Source organism: Noviherbaspirillum pedocola, assembly GCF_016632335.1.
GTDB lineage: Bacteria > Pseudomonadota > Gammaproteobacteria > Burkholderiales > Burkholderiaceae_D > Noviherbaspirillum_A > Noviherbaspirillum_A pedocola.
In genome coordinates this window covers 23541-48599 of record NZ_JAEPBG010000016.1, presented here as the reverse complement: position 1 = coordinate 48599, position 25059 = coordinate 23541, and the positions used below count along the sequence as shown (strand labels likewise).

22 protein-coding genes are annotated in these 25059 nt (G+C 62.3%); 7 read left to right on the top strand and 15 right to left on the bottom strand.

Features of this window, described 5'->3' with window-relative positions; translation table 11 throughout:
* Positions 1 to 490: 490 nt before the first annotated feature.
* From JJB74_RS25530 to JJB74_RS25515, 4 genes are read right to left on the bottom strand one after another with little or no spacing between them, the layout of a single operon-like run.
* A complete protein-coding gene (locus JJB74_RS25530; RefSeq protein ID WP_200596844.1) occupies positions 491 to 2548 on the bottom strand; it encodes a PAS domain-containing hybrid sensor histidine kinase/response regulator in 2058 nt (685 codons plus the stop codon).
* Positions 2549 to 2562: 14 nt separating this feature from the next.
* Positions 2563 to 3360 carry an alpha/beta fold hydrolase gene (locus JJB74_RS25525; RefSeq protein ID WP_200596842.1) on the bottom strand — a complete coding sequence of 266 codons (798 nt, stop codon included), beginning with the start codon at positions 3358 to 3360 and terminating at the stop codon, positions 2563 to 2565.
* A gap of 27 nt (positions 3361 to 3387) precedes the next feature.
* Positions 3388 to 3570 (bottom strand): hypothetical protein, encoded by a 183-nt coding sequence (locus JJB74_RS25520; protein WP_200596840.1) that lies wholly within the window; start codon positions 3568 to 3570, stop codon positions 3388 to 3390.
* A 31-nt stretch (positions 3571 to 3601) separates the two neighbouring features.
* The gene (locus JJB74_RS25515) at positions 3602 to 3970 is read right to left on the bottom strand and encodes a response regulator (protein WP_200596837.1); all 369 of its coding nucleotides are present in this window, start codon (positions 3968 to 3970) and stop codon (positions 3602 to 3604) included.
* A gap of 122 nt (positions 3971 to 4092) precedes the next feature.
* Here JJB74_RS25515 and JJB74_RS25510 point away from each other — a divergent pair, with 122 nt between their 5' ends.
* From JJB74_RS25510 to JJB74_RS25500, 3 genes are all read left to right on the top strand, one after another.
* Complete coding sequence (locus tag JJB74_RS25510; RefSeq protein ID WP_200596835.1) at positions 4093 to 4305, top strand: hypothetical protein; 213 nt, start codon at positions 4093 to 4095, stop codon at positions 4303 to 4305.
* A 3-nt stretch (positions 4306 to 4308) separates the two neighbouring features.
* On the top strand, positions 4309 to 4602 hold the full coding sequence (locus tag JJB74_RS25505; RefSeq protein WP_200596834.1) for a hypothetical protein: 294 nt from the start codon (positions 4309 to 4311) through the stop codon (positions 4600 to 4602).
* 263 nt (positions 4603 to 4865) lie between these two features.
* Positions 4866 to 7817 carry an EAL domain-containing protein gene (locus JJB74_RS25500; protein WP_234484850.1) on the top strand — a complete coding sequence of 984 codons (2952 nt, stop codon included), beginning with the start codon at positions 4866 to 4868 and terminating at the stop codon, positions 7815 to 7817.
* A 54-nt stretch (positions 7818 to 7871) separates the two neighbouring features.
* Here JJB74_RS25500 and JJB74_RS25495 read toward each other — a convergent pair whose 3' ends face one another.
* Together JJB74_RS25495 and JJB74_RS25490 are read right to left on the bottom strand one after the other, a co-directional pair.
* Positions 7872 to 8522 (bottom strand): response regulator, encoded by a 651-nt coding sequence (locus tag JJB74_RS25495; RefSeq protein ID WP_200596832.1) that lies wholly within the window; start codon positions 8520 to 8522, stop codon positions 7872 to 7874.
* Entirely contained in the window at positions 8497 to 10356 is a 1860-nt protein-coding gene (locus tag JJB74_RS25490; RefSeq protein WP_200596830.1) for an ATP-binding protein, read from the bottom strand. The genes JJB74_RS25495 and JJB74_RS25490 overlap by 26 nt, the downstream gene beginning before the upstream one ends.
* 876 nt (positions 10357 to 11232) lie before the next feature.
* Here JJB74_RS25490 and JJB74_RS25485 point away from each other — a divergent pair.
* The gene (locus JJB74_RS25485) at positions 11233 to 12357 is read left to right on the top strand and encodes a porin (protein WP_200596828.1); all 1125 of its coding nucleotides are present in this window, start codon (positions 11233 to 11235) and stop codon (positions 12355 to 12357) included.
* An 80-nt stretch (positions 12358 to 12437) separates the two neighbouring features.
* On the opposite strand, the gene ppk2 is transcribed toward JJB74_RS25485, so the two are convergent.
* Positions 12438 to 13367: a polyphosphate kinase 2 gene (gene ppk2, locus JJB74_RS25480; protein WP_200596826.1), complete on the bottom strand. Its 930-nt coding sequence runs from the start codon at positions 13365 to 13367 to the stop codon at positions 12438 to 12440.
* Positions 13368 to 13597: 230 nt separating this feature from the next.
* The gene (locus JJB74_RS25475) at positions 13598 to 14293 is read right to left on the bottom strand and encodes an SOS response-associated peptidase (RefSeq protein WP_200596824.1); all 696 of its coding nucleotides are present in this window, start codon (positions 14291 to 14293) and stop codon (positions 13598 to 13600) included.
* Between the two features lie 48 nt (positions 14294 to 14341).
* Here JJB74_RS25475 and JJB74_RS25470 point away from each other — a divergent pair, with 48 nt between their 5' ends.
* A complete protein-coding gene (locus JJB74_RS25470; protein WP_200596822.1) occupies positions 14342 to 14533 on the top strand; it encodes a hypothetical protein in 192 nt (63 codons plus the stop codon).
* 80 nt (positions 14534 to 14613) lie between these two features.
* Positions 14614 to 16581 (top strand): diguanylate cyclase domain-containing protein, encoded by a 1968-nt coding sequence (locus JJB74_RS25465; RefSeq protein WP_200596820.1) that lies wholly within the window; start codon positions 14614 to 14616, stop codon positions 16579 to 16581.
* Positions 16582 to 16638: 57 nt separating this feature from the next.
* Here JJB74_RS25465 and JJB74_RS25460 read toward each other — a convergent pair whose 3' ends face one another.
* The 7 genes from JJB74_RS25460 to cyoA are packed head-to-tail and all read right to left on the bottom strand — an operon-like array spanning position 16639 to position 23467.
* Positions 16639 to 17235: a response regulator transcription factor gene (locus tag JJB74_RS25460; RefSeq protein ID WP_200596818.1), complete on the bottom strand. Its 597-nt coding sequence runs from the start codon at positions 17233 to 17235 to the stop codon at positions 16639 to 16641.
* Positions 17210 to 18571, bottom strand: a complete 1362-nt coding sequence (locus tag JJB74_RS25455) for an ATP-binding protein (protein ID WP_200596816.1) — start codon at positions 18569 to 18571, stop codon at positions 17210 to 17212. Before JJB74_RS25455 ends, JJB74_RS25460 begins: the two co-directional genes overlap by 26 nt.
* A gap of 20 nt (positions 18572 to 18591) precedes the next feature.
* Positions 18592 to 19404, bottom strand: coding sequence for an SURF1 family protein (locus tag JJB74_RS25450; RefSeq protein WP_234484849.1), 813 nt, complete (start codon positions 19402 to 19404; stop codon positions 18592 to 18594).
* Between the two features lie 5 nt (positions 19405 to 19409).
* Positions 19410 to 19808: a cytochrome o ubiquinol oxidase subunit IV gene (cyoD, locus tag JJB74_RS25445; protein WP_200596814.1), complete on the bottom strand. Its 399-nt coding sequence runs from the start codon at positions 19806 to 19808 to the stop codon at positions 19410 to 19412.
* Positions 19805 to 20431, bottom strand: a complete 627-nt coding sequence (cyoC, locus tag JJB74_RS25440) for a cytochrome o ubiquinol oxidase subunit III (protein ID WP_407672425.1) — start codon at positions 20429 to 20431, stop codon at positions 19805 to 19807. Before cyoC ends, cyoD begins: the two co-directional genes overlap by 4 nt.
* A 1-nt stretch (position 20432) precedes the next feature.
* Positions 20433 to 22436: a cytochrome o ubiquinol oxidase subunit I gene (gene cyoB, locus JJB74_RS25435; RefSeq protein ID WP_200596810.1), complete on the bottom strand. Its 2004-nt coding sequence runs from the start codon at positions 22434 to 22436 to the stop codon at positions 20433 to 20435.
* 8 nt (positions 22437 to 22444) lie between these two features.
* Entirely contained in the window at positions 22445 to 23467 is a 1023-nt protein-coding gene (gene cyoA, locus JJB74_RS25430; RefSeq protein WP_200596808.1) for a ubiquinol oxidase subunit II, read from the bottom strand.
* A gap of 188 nt (positions 23468 to 23655) precedes the next feature.
* On the opposite strand from cyoA, the gene JJB74_RS25425 reads away from it, so the two are divergent.
* Positions 23656 to 25002, top strand: coding sequence for an MFS transporter (locus tag JJB74_RS25425; RefSeq protein ID WP_200596806.1), 1347 nt, complete (start codon positions 23656 to 23658; stop codon positions 25000 to 25002).
* Positions 25003 to 25059 lie beyond the last annotated feature (57 nt).

Below are 25059 nucleotides of genomic sequence, written 5' to 3'. Positions count from 1 at the left end.
CGTTTAGCGCCCCCTCGACCTAGCCGGGTCCCGGCCCGGCAGCCGGCCTACTTCTTTTGCGCGCCAAAAGAAGTAGGCAAGAAAAGGCGCCCCGGAGATTGCGCCCCGCTGCGCGGGGTTCCCGTGCCGTCGATGCCCGGAGCGGGGCGCGGCTAAACTCGCTACGCTGCGCTTCGCTCAAACAGACGCCGCACCTTTTCCCGCTCCGGGCATCGCCGTCACGGCGCAATCAACGGGGGTTAAAAGCAACGGCAACGGCAACGGCAACGGCAACGGCACTGCAACTGCAACTGCAACTGCAACTGCAACTGCAACTGCAACTGCACCATACCCTTGTCTCACCCAGCCAACCTTATTTCAGACTACCGCCGGACTGAATGACAATTCGACGTCACCTTGAAAGGGCTGACTGACAAGTCCGACGGAACGCCACATGACCGCGGGCATCTCGTCGGGCTCCCTACGGCAGCCCAACTCACCAACCCACACCTCAGCTTCGCTCCGTCTCCCTCGCCATGTCCGGCAGCATCCGCCGCATCGCAGCCAGCGTCTGTTCCATGCCTTCGACATCGTCACCGCCCTGTTCCAGTTGCTGGCACAGCCCGGCAAAAGCCTGGGCACCGAGAGCGCGCGCAGAGGATTTGAGGCGATGCCCGAGGGCCGCCGCAGCCTGCGTATCCCGCGCCGACAGCGCAGCACCGATCTCTTCCACCGTCTTTTCCGCATTGCTCATGAACAGTCCGACGAAGCGCCGAATCTTTTGCGCATCCTGGCCGAGCGAGTCGGCGAGCATGCGCAGATCGAGGAGAGGCGCTTGGTCGCCAGGCGCGCCGGATGATGCGGCAGCTGCGCCCGGCTCGGGCTGCGCGAGCGCTACACCCCGCGCCAGCTGACGCGCGACCGCATCGATGAGCGCAAGGCGATCGACCGGCTTGGCCAGGAAATCGTCCATGCCGCAGGCAAAGCAGCGGTCGCGATCCGAAGCCATCGCATTGGCGGTCATCGCGATGACCGGCAGCTTCGCCCAGCGCGCATCGGCGCGCATCCTGCGCGTGGCTTCACAGCCATCCATTAACGGCATCTGCAAATCCATCAGCACGCAGTCGACGTTTTCCTGTTCCAGCAAAGCCAGTGCGTCGCGACCGTTGCCGGCCACGCTGACGATGGCGCCGCCACTGCTCAGAAATTCGCGCGCCAGGTCCTGATTCAACACGTTGTCCTCGACGACCAGGACCCGGGCGCCAGCGAGCAGCGCGCGCGCCGCTTCGATTTGGCCAACCGGCGCAAGCGTTTCAGGCGCAGGCTGGACATCATTTGCGTGGCGCAGCCGCAGCTCGGCCCAGAACAGACTCCCGCGGCCTGGCTCGCTATCAAGGCCGACCCGGCCGCCCATGAGCTCGGCTAATTGTCGGCAGATTGCCAGGCCCAGGCCGGTGCCGCCGTATTCGCGCGTGGTCGAGGCATCGGCCTGCGAGAAGGGCTGAAACAGCCGCGCGCATTGCGCAGCCGACAGGCCGATGCCGCTGTCCCGCACTTCCATGCGCAGCAGCAGGCCGGACGCGTCACCCGATACGGCATGCGCGTGCACTTCGATGGCGCCGCTTGCAGTGAACTTGATGGCGTTGTCGAGATAGTTGCCGAGAATCTGCAGCAGACGTCCGCGGTCGCCCTGGGACAGTCGCGGCAATGCCGGATCGATGTCCATGCGCAGCGCCAGGCCTTTGCGCTGCGCCAGCGGCAGCGCCGTTGCGACCGCCTCGCGCACCGCGTCGGCGATGCCAAAAGGCGCTTCCACCAATTCCAGCTTGCCCGACTCCATCTTGGCCACATCGAGGATGTCGCTGACGATGCGCATCATCTGCTGGCCCGACGCGGCAATGCGCTCGAGATAGCCCTGCACCGCCGGGCTTGCGTCCCGCTCCAGCGCCAGTTGCGCCAGGCCCAGAATGGCATGCAGCGGCGTGCGCATCTCGTGGCTGACCGCGGCCAGCAGCGCATTCTTTGCCTGCGCGCCGGCCTGCGCCCGCGCCAGCGCATCGACCAGCTCGCGGGTGCGCTCGGCCACGCGCTGCTCCAGCAGGCGCGAGGCTTCCTCGGCCTGCCGTTTTGCATGCAACAGCTCGCGCTCATAGCGCCGGCGTTCGTTGGCATTGAAAATCGACAGTCGAATCAGCGCCGGCTTGCCGGCAGCGTCCCGCTGCAGCGCCGAATTGATCAGCACCGGAATCGTCTGTCCGTTGGCATCGCGCATGTCCATCGCGATCTCATGCACGAAGTCCTGGATCAACAGCAGCGGCGCGTAATGGGTATCGAAGAAGATGCGGGCGCCGACTGTGACGAGGTCCTGGAAACGATGCGCGAGCAGCGTATCGCGGTCCTGGCCGAGCCAGCCGGCCAGGGTGCGGTTGACCCGCAGGATGCGACCGTCCAGCGCCATCGACAGATAGCCGCAGGGCGCGTTCTCGTACAACTCTTCGGCGCTTTCTCCGCTGAAGTCGATGCGTGCTGCGCCATCGCCGGGCAGCGCATGGCGGTCGGTATCGGCCATTGTCGGCCTCCGTATCAGGCGGCGGCGAGCCAGGAACGGATCGCCGCCATGGTTTCCTGCGGCGCGCTCAGGTTCGGGCAATGCCCCGTCGCGGCCAGGCGCGTGAGCGTGCTGCCTTCAAGACGCTCATTCAAATAGACACCAACGCTGTCCGGCGCGAGCGCATCGTTCGCGCATTGCAGGATCAGCGACGGAATGCGCAGGTTCGGCAGGTCGGCACGGTTGTCCGACAGGAAGGTCACGCGCGCGAAGCGCTTTGCGATATCGGGATCGGTGCGGCAGAAGCTGTTGGCCAGTTCGCCGGCGAGTTCGGGCCGGTCGGCATTGCCCATGACCGTCGGCGCGATCGCCTTGGCCCAGCCGAGGTAATTGTCATCGAGGAAGTCGAGCAGGCTGTCGATATCGCCGCGCTCGAAGCCGCCGACGTAGGCGCCTTCGTTGATGTAGCACGGTGAAGGCGCCACCAGCACCAGGCGCGAAAATCGCTCGGGCTCGGCGATGGCGGCAAGCACGCCGATCATTGCCGACACCGAGTGGCCGACGAAGATGGCGTCGCGCAGGTCCAGCGCCGCGCACAGTTCGAGCACATCGGCGGCATAGCCAGCCAGGCTGCCGTGCCGCGCCGTATCGTAGGCCGCCAGGTCCGAGGCGCCGCAGCCGACATGGTCGAACAGCACCACGCGGTAATCCGGCTCGAACTCGGGCGCGACATGGCGCCACATGGCCTGGTCGCAGCCATAGCCATGCGCAAAGACGATGGTCTTGTCGCCGCGGCCGGTCACTCGCACATTGTTTCGGATGAGAGGAGACATGGTGTCGAAGAATACGTTGTATCGAATTCAGTCAAGCGCCGCCGCCATGGCCTGCAGGGCCTGCCCGGCGGGCATCCATGCCGGCACAGGCGTCCCGGCCAAGGCGGCATAGGCTCGCGCGTCGCGGCTTTTCGCAGCGTACTCGCGTATCGGCTTGCCGGTGGCGAAGGTTTCGGCCAGGCGGATGTCGCTGCGGATGCCGGCCGGCACGCGGTGCGCACCGGCATGCCGGGCCTGTCATTCACTCCATAACCTCGGCCAAGGCGCCGCGCAGATCGGCGCGCGAGAAGGGCTTGACCAGTCCGGCGCGCACGCCGAGCAGGCGCGCCGATTCGAGATTGAACTCGGCCGACACCGCACGCCGGCCGCCGGAGATTGCCACGATCGGTATTGCCATGCCGAGCTGCTGCAGCTCCATGATGGTGTCTACGCCATCCTTGTTCGGCATCAGCATGTCGATGATCATCAGGTCCATCGGATTTGACTTCAGATATGCCAATGCCTGCACGCCATCGCCGGCCTCGACGGCTTCATGCCCATCCTGGCGCAGCATTTCGACCATCAGGGCGCGGTACCACTCATCATCTTCGACCACAAGAATGCGGGCCATTGTGTTTCCTTGTAAGCTGCATGCCGCCACCGGATGGGAGCGGATCGGCGAGTGCATCAGGACAGTCCGATGCGTAGCGCGCCTTCATTGTCTGCAGTGTTGTCCAGCCGCGCGGAGTGTACATGATTGCTTTCCGCGGCGATGCTGCCGTCCAGCACTTGTTTCGAATCTCCAGCCATGAAAGCGGCGGGATTACCCGTCCCGCTCGCAACCCGGCCACCATGGTCACGGAAGCAGCGTGGCGCTCGGCGTCGATGCCCTTATTTCACACCCGTGTGGCGATTTCCACGCTGGTCCTGCTTGTGAGCGATCGCGTGGCTTTCTTGCTGGCTTGACTGATGTCGGTGTCGCGCAATTGGGGCTCAAGCGTCTTCGACCCGGCTGAAGGCTGCCAAGGCTTCCGGGCGGAGGAGCGGCACAGTTGCCTGGCGGCGACCAAAGCTTCATTGACACCGGATGACAGCTGCGCGGCAGCAGCGCTGCAGGCAGGGATGCCCGGCATTAACTTCTATCCAGGCCATTTCTTCAATGATGGCCATCAGGGCTTCTCCGTGAAAGTCGAAGTCGGTAAGCGTAATCGCCATAGTCGGGGCGCATCGACGGTGGTCAGTGCCGGCTGCTTTTGGTCTTAGCTGGCCGATACCGCTCGTATCGCAAAGCGCGACAACGACCGCAGGCAATTTTGTTGACAAACGCAAAGATCTTAGACCATGGAAAAACCCGGGGATATCGGCGATTTCCTATGACTTCCTAGGAAAATTTCTGATGGGTGATGGAGAGTCCTGCACTTGTTAAGCAATGGCGTCTAAAGTCCACATAATAGTTAACGATTCGTTCGATTAACGAATATTTCCGGTAAGATTATGCAGTTTGCAACATACCGGAGCGTTCACAATTGAAGGCGGCAGCTTGGCTCAATGACAAGGTACTGATGAGTTTCGCCGCTTCGCTGCTCGTTGTCATTGGCCTTGCGGCCACGACAGCGCGGCTGGCTGACAATGCCGCAAACGCCTCGCGCTTGGTGGTCCACACCTATGCGCTGCTGGATGGCCTGGCACGGGTACGCGCGAGCGCGCTGGATATTGAACTCACCTCGCAATACTTCCGTCTGAGTCCCGATCCGGCGTTGCTGGCGCAACGCGATGCGATGTTTGCCGAGCGCGCGCGGCTGCTTGCTCACATCAGCAAGCTGATGCAGGACAATCCAACGCAACTGCAGCGCCTGCGGGACCTGAATGCGGTGGTCGACGAGCGCATTGCGATCAACCGTCGCATCGAGGTCGTGCGCAACGGCGAAGGCGCGGAAGCCGCGGCGCGCTATATGCAGAGCACGGCGCTGCAGGAGACCCGTGAGCGCATGTACCGCATCATCCGGGAGCTGGAAACCGAGGAATACCGGCTGCTGTCGGTGCGCAATGCCGAGCAGGAAGCGGCGAATCGCCGTACGGTGGCAGCGGACGTCGGCGCCGCGATTCTTCTGGCGCTGCTGCTGGCGGCAAACTACCTCACGATCCGCCGGCAACAGCGCAAGGCCGACAGCGCGACGCGGCAAGTGCAGCAGCTGCTGGAGCGCCAGGTCGAAGAGCACAGCGCGCAGCTACGCCTCAGCCAGGCATACCTGGAAGGTGTGATCAACAGCGTGCCGGGCTTGCTTGCCTACATCGATGCGCAGCAGCGCTATGTCTTCACGAATCGCAACTACGTGGAGCGCTTTGCGTCAGGCAGGGCCGACATCATCGGGCTCACCGTGCGTGAGGTGCTGGATCCCGAGCTGTATGCGCGCCTGGCGCCGGTAATCGCAAGGGCGCTATCCGGGGATACCGTAATCTACGACTGGCAGCCCACCCCGGATAGCTGGGAGCTGATTCACGTGGTGCCGCAGCAGGACAGCGCCGGGCGGACGCTTGGCTACTATGTGCTCGGCACCGAGATCACCGAGCGCAAGCGCGCCGAAGAGCAGATCCGCAGCCTGAACGAAGCGCTGACCCAGCGCCTGGACGAGCTGCAGCACGTAAGCCGGGCGCTGCGCACGCTTTCGGCTGGCAACCGCAGCCTGTTGCATGCACGCGATGAAGCTGATCTGCTCGACAACATGTGCCAAGCCATCGTCAGCGCCGGCGGCTATCGCATGGCTTGCGTGTGGTATCGCGGCGCCGAGGCCGGGGCCATGCTGCAACCGATGGCGCAGTATGGCCATCCGGGCGGCATGGAGGCGCTTTTGCGCATACGCGACGGCGGCGGCGGCGATCCGGCGGCCGGCCATGCGGTCGCGCAGGCCATACGCGAAGGCGTGCCGCGCATCGCGCGCCGGCTGCACGAGGACGCGGCCTATGCGCCATGGCGCAAGGAAGTGACACTGTACGGCTGCTGCATCGCCAATCCGCTACGCTTGGGCGGCGAGACCATCGGCGCACTGGCGATCTATTCCAGCAACGTCGACGATTTCAGCGACAGCGAATCCGCGCTTCTGGCTGAATCCGCCGACGACATGGCTTTCGGCATCGTCACCTTCCGTGAGCGCGCCGAGCAGGAAAGAACGCGTCAGCTGATGCACCGCCTGACCTGGTACGACGAACTGACCGGGCTGCCCAATGGCAATCGCTTCACGCGGCTCATCCATGAAAACATCGAACGCGGAGAGAGCTTCGCGCTGCTGCAGATCAATGTCGAGCGCCTGCGCGACATCAACGAGGCGCTGGGCTTCGTTTATGGTGACGATCTGCTCCGGCAGTTTGGTGCGCGGCTCAGCAATGCGGCGCCGGCCGAAGCCACTGTGGCGCGTCTGCGCGGCGATGAGTTCGGCATCCTTTTGCCCGACGGCGCTGGCGACGAAGCACAGATCTTCGCGCGGAATCTGGAGCGCCTGCTGCTGCAGGCCTTCCCGATCGCCGACCTGTCCATCGAGGTCGCGGCCAAGATCGGTATCGCCCGCTATCCGGAACACGGCGCCAGCAGCCATGCGCTGTTTCAGCACATGGATATCGCGCTCAACCATGCGCGCATGCATCACCTGGGTTACGCGGTATTCGATCCTTCCTACAGCCATGCGCAGGCGGCCCGACTGGTGATGATCGGTGAGCTGAGGCATGCAATTGAAAACAATGGATTGCGGCTGTATCTGCAGCCGAAAATCGACATGCGCAGCGGCGCGGTCTGCGGCGCCGAAGGTCTGGTGCGCTGGATGCATGAGAAGCGCGGCATTGTCGGGCCGAATGAATTCATCGCTCTGGCCGAGCAGACCATGCTGATCAAGCCGCTGACGGAATGGGTGATCGATGCCGCCCTGCGTCTGCAGCAGGAATGGCTGCACACGCGTTGCGCAGTGCCGATCGCTATCAACCTGTCGGCCGTGAACCTGCGTGATGCCGGCCTGCCGGAAGCCCTGCGCGCGCTGCGCACCGAGCGCGGCAGCGCGCGCGGCATGCTCGAAATCGAGCTGACCGAGAGCATGCTCATGGAAGACGCCGAGCATGCGCTGCAGGTGCTGGCCGGCTTGCGCGACGATGGCGTGCCGCTGCACATCGACGACTTCGGCACCGGCTATTCATCACTCAGCTATCTGTCGCGGCTGCCAGTGGACTGCATCAAGATCGACAGATCCTTCGTGAACGACATGCTGCACAACGAAAACGCGGCGCGCATCGTGCGCTCCACCATCGACCTGGCACATGATCTCGGTTGCAAGGTAGTGGCCGAAGGCGTGGAATCCCGCGAGCACTGGGATCGGCTGGCAAGCTTTGGCTGCGATATCGCGCAAGGCTTCTTCATTGCGAAACCGATGGCGGCACAGGACTTTCCCGGATGGATGGAAGCATTCCAGGCACCGCAAATGCCATCGGGCGCCTGAGGCCGCCTTGACGCCCTGATGCGCCGCGCCGAACATCCACGCGGCGCGGCGGGCTCATTCCTGCGGCTTGATCAGCCCATGCTTCATGGCGAACAGCGCCAGCCCGACGACATCGCGCACGCCGATGCGCTCCATGATCTGCGCCCGGTGCGCGGCAATGGTTTTTTCCGACAGATCGAGTTCGAAAGCGATTTCCTTGGTTCCCTTGCGGCTGGCGATCATGGTCAGTATCTGGATCTGGCGCGCGGTCAGGGCGCCCAGGCCCGGATCCGGCGCTGGAGCAGGCTGCATCATCCGCTGCACCATGCGCGTGGAAACGCCGGGACTCAGATACACCTCGTCGCGGGCCACGGCGCGCAGCGCGATCTCGAGCTCGGCCGGCGCGGCTTCCTTGAGCAGATAGCCGGAGACGCCCATTTTGAGCGCTTCGCCAACCACCTCTTCCGACGCCAGCATGCTGAGGATGATGATGCGGACGGCGGGATGGCGTTCCCTTGTCGCGCGCGCGAGGTTCAGGCCGCTGCCATCGCCCATCGAGATATCGGTGACCAGAATATCGGGCCGCAGCGTCTCCAGCAGCGCAGCGGCTTCCTGTACCCCGGATGCTTCGCCCACCACGGCAAAGTCAGCGATCTGGTGTATCAGTGTCTTGATGCCGGCACGTACCAGCCCGTGGTCGTCAACCAGCAATATGTTCCTTTTCATGCTCTTCTTGCTTGCTTGTTTGTTTGATCGGAAGGCAGGCCAGCACGCGCGTGCCCTGCCCAATGCGGCTGATGATTTGCAGCGAGCCGCCGAGCAGTTCCACACGTTCGCGCATGCCGCACAGGCCGCTGGAGGCAAGCGCGCGCGAAGCGTCCTCGGCGGTATCGACATCGAAACCGCGGCCGTTGTCGCGCACGATGATCTCCAGTTCGTCGCCGTGCTCGCCACCATTCATTTCCACCACCACCCGCGTGGCCGCGGCATGGCGCGTGATGTTGGTCAGACTTTCCTGTACGAGGCGGTAGGCGGTGATCTTCCTGGTCTCGTCCAGCGTTTCGGGCACGCCTGCCGCTTCGAAGTCGACATCGATGGCGCTGCCGGAGAAGTGACGCTCAAGCATCTGGCGAACCGCCACTTCGAGCGGGAACAAATCCAGCGCGGGCGGGCGCAGCGATACCGAGATCGCGCGCACCTGGGCGATCAATTCGGAGACTTCGCGCTCGGCGGTGTGCCAGCCGGGCGAGCCTGGCGCCTCATGCGGCAGCGTCGAATGCAGCATCAGCTTCAGCGCGGTCAGGCGCTGCCCGAGTTCGTCGTGCAATTCGCGCGCCAGATGCTTGCGCTCCTGTTCCTGTGCATTGACCAGTTGCGCCGACATGCGTTCGAGCCGCTCGAGCGCGGCCGACAGCCGCAAGCGCTTGTTTTCGAGACGGACGCTGGCGTCATAGGCTTCGTCATGCAGCAAGGCCAGCTGCGCGCGCTGATCCTGCAGGCGCTGCGCCATCTCGATCACAGAGCCCATGGCGGCATGCATTTCGGCCGTTCTAGCGATGATTGGCACATCACCCACGGGGTGCGCAACAGCCATGCGGGTAAAGGCGACGGTTTGCAGCAGGTCGTGCACCAGCCAGCGGCGCAGGAAAATCCCGCACAACACCAGGCCCGACATCAACATCAGGGAAGCGGCGCCGGCACGGCGCAGCACGCCCATGCGCCAGGCATACAGTGGAATGGCATCGGCAATCGTGCTGCGTACGTAGGCGACCGCGCCGGCTGGTCCCGCCACGGCGACGAGCGCGCCGATGTAGACAGTGCCATCCGCGGATCGGACAAAGCTCGGCACAGCCTCGCCAGGATGCTGCGATGCCTGCCGCATGCTGGCCTTGTCGAGCTGCGCCTCGGGGCGATCGCTGTCGAGCGGGTCGGTCACGATCAGTGCGCCGTCGCGGTCGAAATAGGTAAAGCTCGAATCCGACTTCGTGCCCGCCAGGCGCAATTTGGCGAATTCGACATCCCGCAATGACACGAATATCACGCCGGCGAAACTGCCATCGGCGCCACGGCGCGGATAGGCAAATACCAGCGAACGCGAGCCCGATATGTTCCCGATGAGCAGACCGCTGACCGTAAAGCGGCCGGTTTCGCGGGCTTCACGGAAGTAGGCGCGCGTACTGAAATCCCCCCCGTCCGGCCCGCTGATTGCCGTGCAGACTGCGCGGCCGTTACTGTCTAGAACGCCGGCATTGGCAAAACCCACTTGTCCGCTGAGCAGACGTCGCAGATACACGCTGCAGTCCCCCGGGCTGCGGGCAATGCTGTCATAACTGATCGCTACCATCGTGAGCATTTCCGATACGGCATTGAGCTGCATCGTCTGCGCGTTCGCGGCAAGCACTGCGTCGTCGGCTACGCCGTTATAAGCAAGCTCGAGTGCATGCCGACGGCTTTGCCAGGCGTCGAGCGACAACCCGACCAGCACCGGCAGGAAGGCGAGCAGAACGAGACAACAAAGTCGGGTTTGCAGACTGGGGGGCGAGTAAGGTCGGGAATACATCGGTTTATCGGCGGCTGCATGCGCTCGTGTCGGCGCATGTTTCATCTGGAAGCTGGACCTGGGAAAATCCCCCGGTTTTCAATTGCAGCGTTTTTACGATGCTCGCAACACATCCTTGTCGGGGTCGTGCACAAATTTCAAGAAGCGCGCATGACCTTCCAGCGGATTATGGAAATACACAAGCTTATGTTCGTTTGACGTCTAACATGAACTTTTATCGCACGCTATTTTAGGCGGAATTTTTCATTCTCAACAGAAAGTGGTTTGGCAAGACAATGGGAAAAACTGCCGGTGCTGCCTGCGAGAGAACGCAGTCCTCGAAAGTTTTCACAAAATTTCTTAAAAATCTTATTGGAAGGGAACCGAAGTGCGGCGTTCATTACCAAGGAGCTTGCTTTTCAGATATTCAGCAAGTTGAAAATGCGTTGACTATTGGCATCTCGAACGGTCGGTAGTGGATTGCGGGGCGTTTGTGATGGTTCGGCTGAGCTTGTCTCGGGTGAATGCTTTCTCAGTCGCCCCGCTAGTAACTTGCGCTAAAGTGTCGCCGAATTGCAACGCTTGGTTCGAGTTTTAACCATTATCATTTATAATCGAACACAGTTTCCACAGCATAACAACACACCGCCTTGTGCGGTGCAGATAACCCGGCGCATCCGGGAATCCATCCAGGTAGTTCAAGGAGACCAGTGCCCAAGCTTCACGGCATTGTCATATAGGACAGTTAATCTCCATCGCCGGACTCTGGAAGAGCAGTTTTTGCCCTCTGCATTGCAATGCGGGCGGCGCAAACTGCGATTCCGCGATGGAAGCTTGACAGCAATACACTGACGCAGCGTGTCCGCAGTCGTCAGCAAATTACTTCTGGAGAATTGAATGAAAAAATCGCTACTCGCCCTGGCGGTCATCGGCACTTTCGCTGGTGCTGCACAAGCACAAACCAGCGTGACCATGTACGGCTCCTTTGATGGCGGCGTGCGCTATCAAAGCAATGCCGATCAGTCTGGCCACAGCAAGCTGAGCATGGGCTCGAACGGCACCTACAACTCCAACCGTCTCGGCTTCAAGGGCATCGAAGATCTGGGTGGCGGTCTGAACGCCCACTTCACCCTGGAAAGCGGCTTCAATTCCGGCACCGGCGCGCTGAACAACAGCGCTAACCAGCTGTTCGAGCGTTCGGCATTCGTTGGCCTCGGCGGCCAGTGGGGCGCCCTGGATCTGGGCCGTCAGTTCACCGTGGCTTACAAAACCGTCGGCGCCTACGATCCGTTCAACTTCAAGTACGCCGGAATCGCTCCGACCTCGCAAGCCAGCATCGCTGCCGGCACCCGCGTCAACAACGACATCCAGTACACCGGCACCTTCGGTCCGGTCACGGCACGTGCCGAGTGGGCGCTGGGCGAGCAGGCTGGTTCGGCCCGCAGCGGTTCCCAGCAAGCCCTGGGCGTGACCTATGCAAACGGCCCGATCTCCGTTGGCGGCGCGTACACCCTGCGCAAGCCTCTGATCGCCCCGGCAACCCAAACCAGTGCTGCGCAATACGACAACAACCGTGACTGGACCGTTGGCGGCGCCTACACCTTCGGCCCGGCCCGCATCGCTCTGGGCTATGCCAAGGAAAACCAGTCCCTGCTGGGCGCTGGCGACGTGACCCAGAAGAACTGGTGGGTTGGCGGCAGCTATGACATCACCCCGGCAATGGGCCTGACCGCTGCTTACTACGACACTCGTGCCAGCGGCCAGATCAACGGCCTGGGCGGCGCAAGCGGCAAGCGTCAGCTGCTGATGGTCGGCGCGACTTACCAGCTGTCCAAGCGCACCAACTTCTACGCGGACATCGACTATGCCCGTTACCAGGACGGCCTGCGCGGCACCCAGCCGTCGACCGGCAACCTGAACAGCGCCTTCGTGTACGGCGGCTCCGCTCAGATGCCGATCGCCTCGCCTGCTGGCCAGGGCAACCAGACCGGCGTTTCCGTCGGTATCAACCACGTGTTCTAATCCCGTCGCCGGCAACTGCCGGCGTGCGTGACAACACGGAACGCGCATCCTTCACGGGATGCGCGTTTTTTATTTCGGCATCAATAGACTTCCGGCACGCACAGCTCGGCCGGCACCGGACGCCGCGCGTAATCCTCGCTGCGCAGCCGTTCCGGCAAGGCTATCGGCTGATGCGGAATGTCCGCGTACGGTACCTGCGACAGCAGGTGATGGATGCAATTGAGCCTGGCCTTCTTCTTGTTGTCGGCCGGCACCACCCACCACGGTGCCTCCGCGATGTTGGTGCGCTCGAACATGATTTCCTTTGCACGGGTGTAATCCTCCCAGCGCCGCCGCGATTCCAGATCCATCGGCGAAAGCTTCCACTGCTTCAGCGGATCATGGATGCGCGCCAGAAAGCGCGATCGCTGTTCCTCGTCCGAGATCGAAAACCAGTACTTGATCAGCTGTATGCCGGAGCGCATCAGCATGCGCTCGAATTCGGGCGCGGAGCGGAAGAATTCCTCGTACTGTGCATCGCTGCAAAAGCCCATGACACGCTCGACGCCGGCACGGTTATACCAGCTGCGATCGAACAGCACGATTTCACCGGCCGCCGGCAGATGCGCGACATAGCGCTGGAAATACCACTGCGTGCGCTCCCTGTCGTTCGGCGCCGGCAGCGCAGCGACACGACAGACGCGCGGGTTGAGCCGCTGCGTGATGCGCTTGATGATGCCGCCCTTGCCTGCCGCATCGCGTCCCTCGAAGACGATCACCAGCTTGTGTCCGGTCGCCATCACCCAGTCCTGCAGCTTGACCAGCTCGCCCTGTAGCCGAAACAGCTCGCGAAAGTAGAGGCTGCGCTCCTCCTTCGATTCGCCTTGGGCGGGTAGTAGGTCGCGACCGAGCTGGTCTTCGATGCGGTCGTCGAGCTCCAGCTCGAACTCCTCGTCGTAGCTGTCGGCAAGATCGCGATGCAGCCGTTCCAGAATGTCGGGATGGATCGAATCGTTCCTGTCTTCGTTCATGGCATGGCCTGTCGTATGCAATGGCGCGTGCTTACCGACGCTGCGTCATCCCGGCGTTTTCCCGGCTTCACGCCGCCATGCTAGTTCCAGGCCGGTACCTGATTCTTGCGCATGCATAAAGCCGAGCCGGCGAGATGGCGGCATGCCTGAGATTGCCGCCCGGCTTGCACGACGACAGCATGGGTTTTACACAGGATCCGCCGCGCGCGGCGCTTCCCGAGAAAGCCGATTCAGAACAGATCACCGTTGACTGGCACGGATGAAGCCGCCGCGCGCAGCATTGGCTTTGTCGCCAGCCGCGGCTCCGGACGCGCCGCCATCGCGTCAGCCGGATACAGCGACAGGAAGCTGCGCGCTTCCTCGGGATTGCGGCAGGACAGCCACGCATCGTAGTCGCGCCACGGCACGATCACCAGGGACCGCTTTTCATCGCCGGGCTTGTGAAAGCGCCGCATCAGTGGATGCGCGTCGGCGTTGACTGTGAGCTGCGTGAAGGAATAGCCGCTGCCCTCGCCTTCGCGCCAGCGCCGGTACAGGCCAGCCACGGCGAATGGCGCGTCGTCGGCCATGCCGATCCGCCAGCGCACATGACGACCGGTTTCCCAGTTCGGCTCGTAAAACGCCGTCATCGGCACCAGGCACAATTGCTGCGCACGCCATGCCGAGGCATAACTGCGCAGCTGACCCACGGTTTCGGAGCGGGCGTTCATGGTCGCGAAATGTTTCGCGCCGGGCGGCATCTGCGACTTGGGCACCATGCCATAGGAAGCTGCGACCGCGATGCGGCGGCCGGCTTCGTCGGGCAGGATGATGGGCGCGAGATAGTCCTGATAGGTTTCGTCTGGCCAGGAAGCACCCGTTTGCACCGGAGCTTCGAACATCTCTTCCAGGGTGTTACGGGATACCGGCAAATAGTTGACGCACATGGGTATTCGGCGAAGAACGCGAAAGCGTAGCGGAATGAGCAATCTACCATGAACCCCTTGCTGGTCCGGTTGGGATACGCGTCTCCGGACGGGTGCGCCGGGCCGTGCAGCATGGCGGTTACTGCCGTGCCGCATCAGCATTCGCTGCATCCGCGGCGGCATGGTCGTCCGTTTCCGCAGTTCGAACTGCGAAAGGTTTATGCGTTTTCCCACGGCATTCGTGAAATTTCAACCGAATAAATGTTAAGTCGTACACGTCGCATATTTTCCTAAAGGAAATTTGCGGTATGCTTGCGCCACCTCTTCGGTTTTGCGCCGCCATGCCCGCTTTCCCGTCACTTTTCCGCCGCCGCACCGCTCATCCGCCGCTGGCCCGGGCGGTGACATGGTTTCTCGTTGCGGTTTGTCTCGCTCTGACGCTAATGGTGGCAGCGCTGGGCTGGAATGCGCGCCAGCAGTGGCTGGCCAACGCCGCCGGCGCAACTGTCAATCTCGCCTCTTCGCTGGCCGAACATGCGGAAGCGACCATCAAGCAAAGCGATACGGTGCTGCGCGAAGTCACGGATCGCATCGACAGCGACGGCCTCGCCGGCGACCGCCTGCGGCGCCTCGAAGCGGTCTTGCACGCGCGGGTAGCGCAACAGTCGCAGTTGCACGGGCTTTTCGTGTATGACGAAGGCGGACGCTGGATCGCGTACACGCGAGTACCGCCGTCGCCCAATGTCAGCAACGCCGACCGCGAATACTTCATTTATCACCGTACCCATGCCGACCGCGAGCTGCACATTGGCCTGCCGGTACGCAGCAAGGCGAACGGGGAATGGATATTGCCGCTGTCGCGCCGCTTGGAACATGCCGACGGCAGTTTCGCCGGCGTCGCGCTCGCCACCGTGCGGCTTTCCACATTCGACGACTATTACCGCAAGTTCGATGTCGGTCAGCATGGGCTGTTCGCGATGTCCACAGGTTCGGGCGTTCTGCTTACACGTCGGCCGTTCCAGGCCCAGCTGATCGGCGCAAGCATTGCCCAGACCACGGTGTTTCGCCTTTTCAGCGAAGGCAAGGCCGACGGTGCGATCCTGCATGTGTCGCCCTTCGATGGCATCGAGCGGCAGTATGCGGTGCGCCGGGTCGATGCGTACGGCCTGATGGTGCTGGCGGCAGTTCCGACCGAGGAAATTCTTGCCGGCTGGCGCGCGCGCATGAAGCTGCAGGCTGGCGCTCTGCTTGCAATGATTGCGCTTCTGGTCTGCGGCGGCTATTTCATGACCCGGCAGATTCGGCTGCAGGCAGTGGCGAGGAGACGGCTGAATGAATCCTTCGCCAAAGTGCAGAACCTGGAACAGGCGCTGGACAAGCATGCCATCCTCGACATTTCCGACATACGACATCGCATCGTTCATGCCAACGACCGCTATTGCCGCATTTCCGGCTACAAGCGTGAGGAATTGCTCGGCCAGGATGCCAGCTTCACGAGCCTCGAATGCCAGACGCCCGAGGACCTCGCCGCGATCCGCAGCACGATCGAATCCGGTCGGGTCTGGCGCGGCGAGACCTGCAATCGCAGCAAAAACGGGACGAAGTTCTGGCTCAACACCACCATCGTGCCCTTCTTCGACGAAGGCGGAACTGTCTACCAGTACGTTGCCATCGGCAACGACATCAGCGCGCAGAAGGAAGCGGAGCGCAAGCTGCTGCAGGCGAAGTCGCTGCTTGAACAGAGCAATCGCGAGCTCTCGGCGCTGAGCCGCCTCGATGGCCTGACCGGGCTGGCGAACCGGCGCGAATTCGACGCGGCGCTGGCCACGCAATGTGATCCGGCCACGCGCGGCCGGCATCCGCTGGCTTTACTGATGATCGACGTCGATTTCTTCAAGGCCTACAACGACCAGTACGGTCATCCGGCCGGCGATGAATGCCTGCGTCAGCTTGCGCAGGTATTGCTGCGGCAGCTCATGCGCACAGGTGACCTGGCGGCGCGCTATGGCGGCGAGGAATTCGCGGTGCTGTTGCCTGACACCGATCTTGACGGCGCTGCCGCGGTCGCAGAGCGCATTCGCGCCGAACTGGCTGACCTGGCGCTGCCGCATGTGGGCAGCCCGCTAGGAAGGGTTACGGCAAGCATTGGCTACCGGGTTGCGCCGGCCGATGCAAACGTGTCCGCCGCCGACATGCTCGACGGAGCCGACCGCGCGCTGTATGCCGCCAAGTCCGGCGGACGCAACCGTACGCAATCCTGGCAGCAGGCGCAACCCGCGCACCAGGCCGAGACGCCGGCGCTGATCTGAAGCGCATCGGTGGTGGCGTGAGGCCGTGTCGCCTTGCCAAGCCATCGTCGCGGCTCGCTACTTCACCCTCTGCTTTTCCAGCTTGCGCGCGAGCGTGCGCCGGTGCATACCCAGGCGCCGCGCCGCTTCGGAAATATTGAAGCCGGTCTCGGCCAGCACCTCGTGGATGCGTTCCCATTCAAGCGTCTTGATCGAGGTGGCGCGGTTGGTCAATTCGACCTCGGTACCGGCGACATGGCCGAAGGCGGCTTCAATATCGTCGGTGTTCGATGGCTTGGCCAGGTACTGGCAAGCGCCGAGCTTGATGGCCTCGACTGCGGTATTGATGCTGGCGAAGCCGGTCAGCACCACGATCAGCATGTCCGGATCGTGTTCATGCAACAGCTTCACGCAGGCCAGTCCCGAGCTGGCGCCGTTGAGTTTCAGGTCGACCACTGCGTAGCCGGGCGACTCACGTTCCAGCAGCGCGGCCGCTTCATCATGGCCGGGGGCAACCAGCACGCGGTAGCCGCGCCGCTCGAAGGAACGCGCGAGAGTACGCGCGAACGCAGCGTCATCCTCGATGATCAGCAGCAGCCGTTCGTCGTCGTGCTCATCCACCTCATTGCCCGTATCCGCTGTTTGTGCTTCATCCGGTCCAGTGGCTTGATTCATCCGCATTGCCTCCTTTTCCTTCCAGCGATATTGCTGACAACGGCAGGTACATTTCCACCACTGCCCCATTGCCCGCGCGGTTGCGAGCGGCAACGGTGCCGCCCAGCGTGCGCAACACATTCACCACCAGGAACAGCCCGAGGCCGCCGCCGGGCTTGCCCTTGCTCGACTGGTAGGGCTTGCCGAACTGGGACAGCATCGCCGGCGCGAAGCCGCTTCCCGCGTCGGTGACAACCAGCAGCAGGCTGTTGTCTGCCACGCCGGCTTCCAGGCTGAGCCACTGCGGTGAAGCCTCCAGCGCATTGTCCAGCACATTCTGGATCGCCTGTTTCAGCGCCGAGTCAGAAACCACGGCGATATCGTCGTGGATGCGGTTGTCATAGGCGAAGGAGACGATCGGCCGGCTCGCGCGCCATTCGGCGACCAGGTCGTCAAGAAAATCGCGCAGCGTTGTCTTCACCGCCGATTCGCCACGGGTTTCGCCGGCCGACAGCAGAATGCCGCTGACGATGGACTTGCAGCGACGCAGCTGGGTTTCCATTTCCGCGATCTCCTCCTGCAGCTCCGGGTTCTTCGCGAATTCCGGCATGCGGCGCCAGTCGCCCAGGATGACTGACAGCGTTGCCAGCGGCGTGCCAAGCTCATGCGCCGCGCCCGAGGCCAGCAAACCCATGCGCACGATGTGCTCTTCTTCGGCGGCGCGCTGGCGCAGATCGGCGAGCTGCGCGTCGCCGGCGCGCAGATTGCGATTGATGCGGGTGACGAAGATCACCAGCAACGACGCGTTCAGCGCGAAGCACACCAGCAGTCCCTGCACATACAGCGCGGAAAAGCGCCGGTCCCCATCCAGCGGCAGCAGCGTGCTGGAAAAAGTGGCCAGCCCTGCCAGGCAGGCGCTGGCAATGAGCACGATGATCCAGGTCGACCATGGTTCGAGCAGCACCGCGGAAAGAATGACTTGCAGCAGGTAAAGGAAGGCGAAGGGATTGGATAGGCCGCCCGAGAAATGCAGCATCGCGGTGAAGCTGGCGACATCGACCAGCAGCGCGAAGAACACTTCATTGTTCGTTGTGACCCGACGCTCATGCCAGCGCAGATGGCTGGCAATGTTGAAGGCGATCAGGCAAGCCAGCACCGTGATCATCTGCCGCAGCGGCAACTGCATGCCGTAGCCATAGACAGCCACCGCGATGGTGGTGATCTGACCGACGATGGCGATCCAGCGCAGCTGGATCAATTGCATCATGTTGTCGTGGCCGGCGCTGCTTTCCATGCCCTCGCCGCTCCACTGCACGCTCGCCTCGACGGCGACGGCTGCTTCGCTTTGTTTTTCCATGCCCTGTTCCCCGCTCGGCGTCATTGCCGCATTGCGCGGCGCAGCCGGATCTCATCGCGCAGCAGCCACCACAGGGCGACCGCCGTCATCAGCGCCAGAGCATACCAAGTCAGCAGATACACCAGGTGGTTGTTCGGAAAGTCGATCACGGTCAGGCCGCCGACCGGGCGCGCATCGCCGGCGCCACCGAACTGCGCGGACTGCGCATCGGCGTCGATGAAATACGGCGCGACTTCGGGCAAGCCGCGCCTGGCCGCAATGGCGCCGAGCTCGCGCGAGTACCAGCGGTCTGTCGAAGGCTCGTTGCGGCGCGGCCAGAAACCATGCGGCTCGGCCATGCGCAGTAGACCGGTGACGACAATGTGCTCGTGCGGATTTTCGGTGCCGAGGTTTGCGCCGGTCTGCCGCAGCCGCCTGCCCTCCTCTTCGCTCACGAAGCCGCGATTGATCAGCACGATGCCGCCATCGTCGGCGCGCAGCGGCGCCATCAGCCAGTAGCCGAGGCCGCGCTCGGTGCTGGCGATGACCAGCGTGTCCTGACCGCCGAGATAGCGGCCGGCGATTTGCACATGCCGGTATTCATCGGCCTGCGCGCTCAGGCGCGACCATCGCGCGGGCGGCGGCGCCGGCATCGGCGCGGCGTGCACGCGCTGCTGCACATGCTCGATCAGATCGCGCTTCCATTGCAGGCGCTGCACCTGCCAGGTGCCGAGCGCAATGAAGATCGCAAAGAAAAACGCGGCGCACGCCATGAGCGTGAGCCGCGCCGCGAAGGATCGCGGCGGTACAAAGGCTGCGTCATCCGCCTTCGCGCCGCTGCGCATCTCTTTCATCGTCGTCACATCTGGTGCTGCATGTTGCCCATCGAAGGCATCATGTTGGCGTTCATGTGGAACATGACCCAGATCGATCCGGACAGAACGATGACCAGAAGGATGCCGGTGAAGACCAGGGCCATCAGCGACCAGCCACCTTCGGCACTGGTATTCATGTGCAGGAAATAGATCATGTGCACGATGATCTGCACCGCAGCCAGGCCGAGCAGCACGAAGATGGCGACATTCGAGTTCGAAATGACCCGGTTCATCACCAGCCAGAACGGGATCGCGGTCAGGATCACCGACAGCACGAAACCGATGGTGTAATCCTTCAGGCTGCCGTGGTTGCCATGGTCGTCATGCCCATGATGGCCATGGTGGCCGTGGTCGTGGGCGGAATGCGTATGTTGCTGGCTCACGGCAGGACTCCCATTAGATAGACAAAGGTAAAGACGCCGATCCAGACCACGTCGAGGAAGTGCCAGAACATTGACAGGCAGGTCATGCGGCGCATGTTTTCCGGAGTGATGCCATGGCGGCCGAGCTGGAACATCAGCGTGATCAGCCAGATGATGCCAAAGGTCACGTGCAGACCGTGGGTCGACACCAGCGAGAAGAACGCGGTCAGGAAGGCGCTGCGCTGCGGGCCGGCGCCTTCATGGATCAGATTGATGAACTCGTACAGTTCCAGCCCGATGAAGGCCGCGCCGAACAAGCCGGTGATGCCCAGCCAGACGATGGCGGTCGACAGCGCCTTGCGTTGCGCGGCCAGCATCGCGAAGCCGTAGGTGATCGAGGACAGCAGCAGGAAGCTGGTGTTCAGCGCCACCAGCGGCAAATCGAACAGGTCGGCGCCGGACGGGCCGCCGGCATAGGAGCGGCCGAGCACCGCGTAAGCAACAAAGAGGCTGGCGAACAGCAGCACGTCGCTCATCAGGTAGAGCCAGAACCCGAGCAGGGTGCCGTTCTCCGGATGGTGCTCGGTCACATGGAACTGCAGTTTGTTATCGGCGCCGCTGGCGCCGGTCATGGTGGTAGACATCTCAGACATGGCTTTCGATCAAACGGGTACGCGCATTCTCGGTCTGGAGCACTTCTTCGGCCGGAATGTAGTAGTCGCGGTTGTAGTTGAACGTATGGACGATGGTCGCAACAATCATTGCCACGAAGGACAACACGGCCGGCAGCCACATGTGCCAGATCAGCGTGAAGCCGAGTGCGGCGGCAAGCAGCGCGATGATGAAGCCGGCCGCGGTGTTCTTGGGCATGTGGATCGGCAGGAAGCCATCGCGCGGACGCTGGTACTTCTGCTCCTTCATGAAGGTGAAGGTGTCGTTGTCGTGCACCACCGGCGTGAACGCGAAGTTGTAGTCCGGCGGCGGCGACGAGGTCAGCCATTCCAGCGTGCGGCCATCCCATGGGTCGCCGGTCAGGTCGCGCAGCTGCTTGCGGCGCAGGAAGCTCACGCCGAACTGGATCAGCATCGCGGCAATGCCGCCCGCGATCAGCAGCACGCCGACAGCGGCCACCATCAGGTAAGGACGAACGGCCGGATCGTCGAAGTGCGACAGGCGGCGGGTCACGCCCATGAAGCCGAGCACATAGATCGGCATCCAGGCCAGGTAGAAGCCGACCACCCACAGCCAGAACGACCACTTGCCCCAGTAGGTGTCGAGCTTGAAGCCGAAGGCTTTCGGGAACCAGTAATTGATGCCGGCGAACAGGCCGAACAGCACGCCGCCGATGATCACGTTGTGGAAGTGCGCGACCAGGAACAGGCTGTTGTGCAGCATGAAGTCGGCCGGAGGCACCGCCAGCATCACGCCGGTCATGCCGCCGATGACGAAGGTCACCATGAAGGCCACCGCCCACATCATCGGCAGCTCATAGCGGATGCGGCCGCGATACATCGTGAACAGCCAGTTGAAGATCTTCGCGCCGGTCGGGATCGAGATGATCATCGTGGTGATGCCAAAGAACGAGTTGACGCTGGCGCCGGAGCCCATGGTGAAGAAGTGGTGCAGCCACACCAGGTAGGACAAGAGCGTGATGACGATCGTCGCATACACCATCGAGGTGTAGCCGAACAGGCGCTTGCCGGAGAAGGTGGACACCACTTCCGAGAAGATGCCGAAGGCCGGCAGCACCAGGATGTAGACCTCGGGGTGGCCCCAGATCCAGATCAGGTTTACGTACAGCATCGCGTTGCCGCCGAGGTCGCTCGTGAAGAAGTGCGTGCCGATGGTGCGGTCCAGGCCCAGCATCGCCAGAACGGCGGTCAGGATCGGGAAGCTCACCACGATCAGCACGTTGGTGCACAGCGAAGTCCAGCAGAACACCGGCATCTTCATCAGCGTCATGCCCGGCGCGCGCATCTTGACGATGGTCGCAATCAGGTTCACGCCGGACAACAGCGTGCCAACGCCGGCCACCTGCAATGACCATATGTAATAGTCCACGCCGACATCGGGACTGGCCAGGATGCCGGACAGCGGCGGAAACGCCAGCCAGCCGGTGCGCGCGAATTCGCCGACGAACAGCGAAGCCATCGTCAGCAGGGCGCCAAAGGTGGTCATCCAGAAGCTGAAATTGTTCAGGAACGGGAACGCCACGTCGCGCGCGCCGATCTGCAGCGGCACGACATAGTTCATCAGGCCGGTCACCAGCGGCATCGCCACAAAGAAGATCATGATCACGCCATGGGCGGTGAAGACCTGGTCGTAGTGATGCGGCGGTAGGAAGCCCGGGTTGTCGCCGAAGGACACTGCCTGCTGCGCGCGCATCATCATCGCGTCGGCGAAGCCGCGCAGGAACATGATGAGGCCGAGAATCATGTACATGATGCCGATTTTCTTGTGGTCGATGCTGGTAATCCAGTCACGCCACAGCGGGCCCCACAGCCGGAACTTGGTAATTGCGCCGAGTACCACCAGGCCGCCGAGGGCGACCATGATGAAGGTGCCGATCAGGATGGGTTCGTGATACGGGATCGCGTCCCAGCTGAGTCGGCCGAAGATGAGTTGCTTCAGGTCGAGATTAGCTAACATGGCAAGTCTTAGTGAGAATGATGTTCAGCGGGCTTTTCATTGCCAGGATGGCCGGTGTGGCTTTCCGCTTCGCCAGCGCCTTCATGTTTGGGAACTTCGCCCGAGACGACGGCGCGCACGCGGTCGGCGTCGGCAGCCATCATCTTGTCCATGCAAACGGTGCCCGGTTCGACGCAACGGTTGACCACTGCGGAGAACAGCTTGGGCTCGACGGCGCCGTAATAATGGACAGGCTCGCGCTCGCTCGGTTTTTCAAGAGACAGGTAACCGGCGCGGTCGAGCTTGTCGGCGGCTGACGATTTGGTCTTTTGCACGAAGCTGTTGAACTCCTCCTGCGAAACGGCGTGGTACTTGAAGTTCATGTAGGAGTAGCCGGCGCCGCTATAGTTCGAGGACAGGCCGTTATACACGCCCGGCTTGTTCATCACAGCGTGCAACTCGGTCTGCATGCTTGGCATCGCATAGATCTGGCCAGCCAGCGACGGGATGAAGAAAGCGTTCATCACGGTCGAAGCGGTGATCTTGAAATGGATGGGCACATCGACCGGCGTGACGAGTTCATTGACACTGGCGATGCCCTGTTCCGGATAGATGAACAGCCACTTCCAATCCAGCGCGACGACTTCGACGTCCAGCGGCTTCATGCCTTCCGGCACCTTCTGGTTGGCGCTGATGCGTTCCAGCGGCCGATAAGGATCGAGGATATGGGTACTGATCCAGGTGATCAGGCCCAGCACGATGATGATCAGCAGCGGCGCGCCCCAGATGATGAGCTCCAGGCGAGTCGAGTGATCCCAGTTCGGCTCGTATTTTGCGGCAGTATTGCTTTTCCTATACCGCCATGCAAATATCAATGTGAGCACGATCACAGGGACGATGATTAACAACATCAGCAAGGTCGAGACAACGATAAGCTGTCCCTGCTGCTTGGCAATGTCACCGGCGGGATTCAATAACACCGTGTTGCACCCGGCAAGAGCAAGTAATGCCGGCAACAGCAACAGGCCGCGACGAGCTTTCTGGGAATTCATGCGACGTTCGTGAAATGGAGGTGAAGGGAGAACCGATTTACTGTACCTTTAAAACCCTGACATGCCGACTGGACATTTTGTCTCACCAGGTCAGGTCCGAAATTATGCGTCACCTTAACCAGCATCAAAGAAGCTAGCTTCATGCCCTTTTGCGTCATCCCAAACAAAGTGATTGGAGGAACGTGGTTATGGCTGGAACAACGACTTATGAAGGACGTACTCCTTCCGATTACTCGCCAGAATCCATCGGTAGTGGCGCCCGCAACATCAATGCACGCGATGGTCACATTGCCCCGGGCGAGATCGCCGTTGGCGTGATCATCGGACGTGCGTCGGAGTACTTTGACTTTTTCGTCTACGCCATCGCATCCGCGGTGGTTTTCCCGGCGGTCTTCTTTCCTTTCGAAGATAGGCTCACCGGCACCCTGCACTCTTTCCTGATCTTCTCCTTCGCTTTCATAGCCCGGCCCATCGGTACGGTCGTGTTCATGGCGATCCAGCGTCGCTACAGTCGCGAAGTGAAATTGCTGCTGGCCTTGTTCCTGATGGGCTTCTCCACCGCAGGCATTGCATTCGTGCCGACTTACGAGCGGCTTGGCGTGACTGCCATCCTGGTGCTGGCTGCCTTGCGTATTGGACAAGGCATCGCGCTCGGCGGGTCCTGGGACGGATTGCCGTCGCTGCTTGCGCTGAACGCGCCACGCAACCGGCGCGGCTTCTACGCAATGCTCGGCCAACTCGGCGCGCCAGTGGGCCTGATGCTGGCCACCAGCCTGTTTGCCTTCCTGCTCTACTCTCTGGCCGACCAGGATTTTCTCGAATGGGGCTGGCGCTATCCGTTCTATGTCGCTTTCGCAATCAACGTGGTGGCTCTCTTCGCCCGGTTGCGGCTCGTGTCGACCGCTGAATATGCGCGCCTGCTGGACGAGCGCGAACTCGAGCCGACCGGCGTTGCCGATCTCGGCCATACCCAGGGCCGCAACGTGATCATCGGCGCGCTGGCAGCGCTGGCTAGCTATGCGCTGTTCCACATGGTGACCGTCTTTCCGCTGTCGTGGATCGAACTTTACTCTAGCCGCTCGGTCGGGGATTTCCTTATCGTTGAAGTTGGTGGTGCGGCGCTGATCCTGGTTGGCGTGATCGCTTCGGGCTTCATTGCGGACCGCTTCGGACGCCGCAATACTCTTGGTACGCTTGCGGTGCTGATCGGCATCTTCAGCCTGTTCGTGCCAATGCTGATGGGAGGCAGTGAGACCGGGCAGGACATCTTCGTGCTGGTCGGCTGCATACTGCTGGGCTTGTCGTATGGGCAGGCTGCAGGCATCGTGACGGACAATTTCGAAACCCGGTATCGCTACACCGGCGCGGCGCTGACCTCGGATCTGTCCTGGCTTGCCGGCGCTGCTTTTGCGCCGCTGGTCGCGCTTGGCTTGTCAGCGCACTTTGGTTTGCATGCGGTCAGTCTCTACCTGCTGTCTGGCGGTGTCGGCACGCTTGCGGCACTGATCCTCAACCGCGCGCTCGGCAAACGCTGAGCGGCTAGTCCGCGGCGCGTTGCAAGCTCCAGCGCGCCGCATCCCCTCCCCGCTTCC

What these genes read in the sequence shown, in the direction of transcription:
- JJB74_RS25530 (WP_200596844.1), bottom strand. Translation starts at nt 2,548, where the DNA reads ATGGCCGATACCGACCGCCATGCGCTGCCCGGCGATGGCGCAGCACGC.
- JJB74_RS25525 (WP_200596842.1), bottom strand. Translation starts at nt 3,360, where the DNA reads ATGTCTCCTCTCATCCGAAACAATGTGCGAGTGACCGGCCGCGGCGAC.
- JJB74_RS25515 (WP_200596837.1), bottom strand. Translation starts at nt 3,970, where the DNA reads ATGGCCCGCATTCTTGTGGTCGAAGATGATGAGTGGTACCGCGCCCTG.
- JJB74_RS25510 (WP_200596835.1), top strand. Translation starts at nt 4,093, where the DNA reads ATGATTGCTTTCCGCGGCGATGCTGCCGTCCAGCACTTGTTTCGAATC.
- JJB74_RS25505 (WP_200596834.1), top strand. Translation starts at nt 4,309, where the DNA reads ATGTCGGTGTCGCGCAATTGGGGCTCAAGCGTCTTCGACCCGGCTGAA.
- JJB74_RS25495 (WP_200596832.1), bottom strand. Translation starts at nt 8,522, where the DNA reads ATGAAAAGGAACATATTGCTGGTTGACGACCACGGGCTGGTACGTGCC.
- JJB74_RS25490 (WP_200596830.1), bottom strand. Translation starts at nt 10,356, where the DNA reads ATGTATTCCCGACCTTACTCGCCCCCCAGTCTGCAAACCCGACTTTGT.
- JJB74_RS25485 (WP_200596828.1), top strand. Translation starts at nt 11,233, where the DNA reads ATGAAAAAATCGCTACTCGCCCTGGCGGTCATCGGCACTTTCGCTGGT.
- ppk2 (WP_200596826.1), bottom strand. Translation starts at nt 13,367, where the DNA reads ATGAACGAAGACAGGAACGATTCGATCCATCCCGACATTCTGGAACGG.
- JJB74_RS25475 (WP_200596824.1), bottom strand. Translation starts at nt 14,293, where the DNA reads ATGTGCGTCAACTATTTGCCGGTATCCCGTAACACCCTGGAAGAGATG.
- JJB74_RS25470 (WP_200596822.1), top strand. Translation starts at nt 14,342, where the DNA reads ATGAACCCCTTGCTGGTCCGGTTGGGATACGCGTCTCCGGACGGGTGC.
- JJB74_RS25465 (WP_200596820.1), top strand. Translation starts at nt 14,614, where the DNA reads ATGCCCGCTTTCCCGTCACTTTTCCGCCGCCGCACCGCTCATCCGCCG.
- JJB74_RS25460 (WP_200596818.1), bottom strand. Translation starts at nt 17,235, where the DNA reads ATGAATCAAGCCACTGGACCGGATGAAGCACAAACAGCGGATACGGGC.
- JJB74_RS25455 (WP_200596816.1), bottom strand. Translation starts at nt 18,571, where the DNA reads ATGGAAAAACAAAGCGAAGCAGCCGTCGCCGTCGAGGCGAGCGTGCAG.
- JJB74_RS25450 (WP_234484849.1), bottom strand. Translation starts at nt 19,404, where the DNA reads ATGAAAGAGATGCGCAGCGGCGCGAAGGCGGATGACGCAGCCTTTGTA.
- cyoC (WP_407672425.1), bottom strand. Translation starts at nt 20,431, where the DNA reads ATGTCTACCACCATGACCGGCGCCAGCGGCGCCGATAACAAACTGCAG.
- cyoB (WP_200596810.1), bottom strand. Translation starts at nt 22,436, where the DNA reads ATGTTAGCTAATCTCGACCTGAAGCAACTCATCTTCGGCCGACTCAGC.
- cyoA (WP_200596808.1), bottom strand. Translation starts at nt 23,467, where the DNA reads ATGAATTCCCAGAAAGCTCGTCGCGGCCTGTTGCTGTTGCCGGCATTA.
- JJB74_RS25425 (WP_200596806.1), top strand. Translation starts at nt 23,656, where the DNA reads ATGGCTGGAACAACGACTTATGAAGGACGTACTCCTTCCGATTACTCG.